Genomic DNA, 2,694 nt, shown 5'->3' with positions numbered 1-2,694 from the left:
CCACTCAACGGGGCTCTATCGACCAGGAGAGGAAGCGACCGTGCCGTCATACCTGATCTCGTTCAACGACGAGTGGGTGTCCCCGCACACCCACGAGCAGCTGCTGGCCAAGAGCGTCGCGGGGAACCGCGTGATCGCTGAGATGCAGGCCGAGGGCGTCTTCGTCTTCGGCGACGGCGGGCTCGACGCCTCCACTGTGCTGTGCAGCGTCACGGCGCAGGACGGCGCGCCCGTCTACACCGACGGGCCGTATGCCGAGACCAAGGAGCACCTCGGCGGTTTCACCGTCGTGGAGGTCGCTGACGACGAGGCCGCCCGCTACTGGGCGGGACGTCTCGCCGTCGCGCTCGACTGGCCGCAGGAGGTTCACCGGTTCCCGGCTCCGCCGCAGGCCGGCCCAGCAGTCCCCACCCACACGGAGGAATGACATGCCCAGATACCTGCTGTCCGTCTACGGCCCCGCCGAGCGCGGCAAGCCCGGCGACCCCGGCCACTTCCCGACCAAGGAGGCGATGCTCGAGGCCTTCGCCGAGACCGGCGCCTTCAACGACAAGCTGCAGCGCGACGGCCACTTCGTCTTCGCCGACGGGCTGGAGCCGGTCGCCAGCGCCACCACCGTCGACGGTCAGGGGGGCCACCCCGTCCTCACCGCCGGCCCCTACCTGGAGGCCAAGGAGCACCTCGGCGGCTTCTGGGTGATCGAGGCGCGTGACCTCGACGAGGCGCTCGCCCTCGCCGCCGAGGGGTCCAAGGCCTGCCGCGGCAAGGTCGAGGTCCGCCCCTTCCAGACCGAGGAGTCCGTGCAGGAGATGCTCGACGGGTGACGGTATCCCCGGTCGACGAGGCGATCGCCCGCACCCACCGCGAGGAGTGGGCGCGGGTCGTCGCCTCGCTCGCACGCCGCTTCGGTGACCTCGACCTCGCAAGGAGGCGGCGGCCGACGCCTGGGTCGCGGCGGTCGAGCGGTGGCCCCGGGACGGCATACCGCCCAACCCCGGCGGCTGGCTCACCACCACCGCCACGCGCCGAGCCATCGACCGGCTGCGACGCGAGTCCCGCCGCGACGTGAAGCAGGAGGCGGCATACCGGCTGGTCGACGACAGCCCGCCCGTCACCACCGGGGCGGTGGAGGACGACCGGCTGCGGCTGGTCTTCACCTGCTGCCACCCCGCGCTCGCCACGGAAGCACGAGTTGCCTTGACGCTGAGGCTGATCGGCGGGCTCACCGTCGCCGAGATCGCCCGCGCGTTCCTCGTGCAGGAGGCGACGATGGCGCAGCGGATCACCCGTGCCAAGGCCAAGATCAAGGCCGCGCACATCCCCCATCGCGTGCCGTCGGAGGGCGACGTCCGCGAGCGGCTGGCCGGGGTGCTGGCGGTGGTCTTCCTGATCTTCAACGAGGGCTACCTCGCCTCGTATGGCGACCAGGCCCTGCGCGCCGACCTCACCGACGAGGCGATCCGGCTCGGGCGGCTGCTGCACACGCTGCTCCCCGACGACGGCGAGGTCACCGGCCTGCTCGCCCTCATGCTCCTGACCGATGCCCGCCGGTCGGCGCGGCTTTCGCCGACCGGGGCGCTGGTGACGCTGGCGGAGCAGGACCGCGGCCGCTGGGACCGCGCGCTGATCCGCGAAGGGCACGTGCTCGTGCACGAGTGCGTCGACGCGGTGGCCTCGGGCGGCGATCCGCCGGGTCGCTATCAGTTGCTCGCCGCGATCAATGCCGTTCACACGCATGCGCGCTCGGCACGCGAGACGGACTGGGGGCAGGTCGTCACGGTCTACGACCGGCTGGTGCTGGTGGACCCGTCGCCGATCGTGCGGCTCAACCGGGCGGTCGCCGTCGCCGAGCTGTATGGCGCAGCCCGGGGCCTCGCCGAGGTGGACGAGGTGGCCGGGGTTCTCGACGGCTACCACGCGATGCACGCGACCCGCGCGGACCTGCTGCGCCGGCTCGGGCGTGAGGGTGACGCGCGGGCGGCATACGACCGGGCGCTCGCGCTGACCGACAACCGGGCCGAGCGCACCTATCTGGCCCGCCAGCGCGACGACCTCCCCGGCCCCGACCGGAAGTGACCCGTCGGGGCGCCGACCTCCCCACCCGCCGCCTGCACCCGCCCGGAAGTGACCCGTCGGGTCGCGCCGAGCGGTCAACTCGCGCGCCACCCGACCGGACGTGACCCGTCGGGGCGCGCTGGACGATCAACCCGCAGCTCAGACGACCAGAGGTGACCTGTCGGGGCGCGGACCTCCCGCCCGCCACATGCACCCGACCGGAAGTGACCCGTCGGGGCGGCGAGCTCCCCATCCGCCACATGCACCCGCCAGGAAGTGACCCGTCGGGGCGGCGAGCTCCCCATCCGCCACATGCACCCGCCAGGAAGTGTCCCGTCGGGTCGCGGTGGAGGATCAACCCGCACGCCACCCGACCGGAAGTGACACGTCGGGGCGGCGAGCTCCTCATCCGCCACCTGCACCCGACCGGAAGTGACCCGCCGGGGCGCGGACCCCCCACCCGGCGCCTGCACCCGACCGGACGTGACCCGTCGGGGCGCGCTGGACGGTCAACCCGCACGCTACCCGACCGGACGTGACCCGTCGGGGCGCGGACCTCCCGCCAGCGTGACGACCTCCCCGGTCCCGACCGGAAGTGACCGTCGGGGCAGGCCGACGGGCCAGACGCGGGCCTAGGCG

At 73.2% G+C, this 2,694-nt stretch carries 3 protein-coding genes; all 3 read left to right on the top strand.

Annotated elements, in window-relative coordinates; translation table 11 throughout:
* Positions 1–427 (top strand): YciI family protein (locus tag B4E97_RS04790; RefSeq protein ID WP_286958902.1); only part of this gene is annotated, 427 nt, incomplete at its 5' end.
* A gap of 1 nt (position 428) precedes the next feature.
* Positions 429–824 carry a YciI family protein gene (locus B4E97_RS04785; protein WP_286958901.1) on the top strand — a complete coding sequence of 132 codons (396 nt, stop codon included), beginning with the start codon at positions 429–431 and terminating at the stop codon, positions 822–824.
* A gap of 241 nt (positions 825–1,065) precedes the next feature.
* Entirely contained in the window at positions 1,066–2,076 is a 1,011-nt protein-coding gene (locus tag B4E97_RS04780) for an RNA polymerase sigma factor (protein ID WP_349681166.1), read from the top strand.
* Positions 2,077–2,694 lie beyond the last annotated feature (618 nt).

The sequence above is a fragment of the Arsenicicoccus sp. UBA7492 genome (genome assembly GCF_002479615.1).
Classification (GTDB): Bacteria; Actinomycetota; Actinomycetes; order Actinomycetales; family Dermatophilaceae; genus Arsenicicoccus; species Arsenicicoccus bolidensis.
The sequence above is the reverse complement of the archived record's forward strand: the minus strand, read 5'-3'. Positions and strand labels throughout refer to the sequence as shown.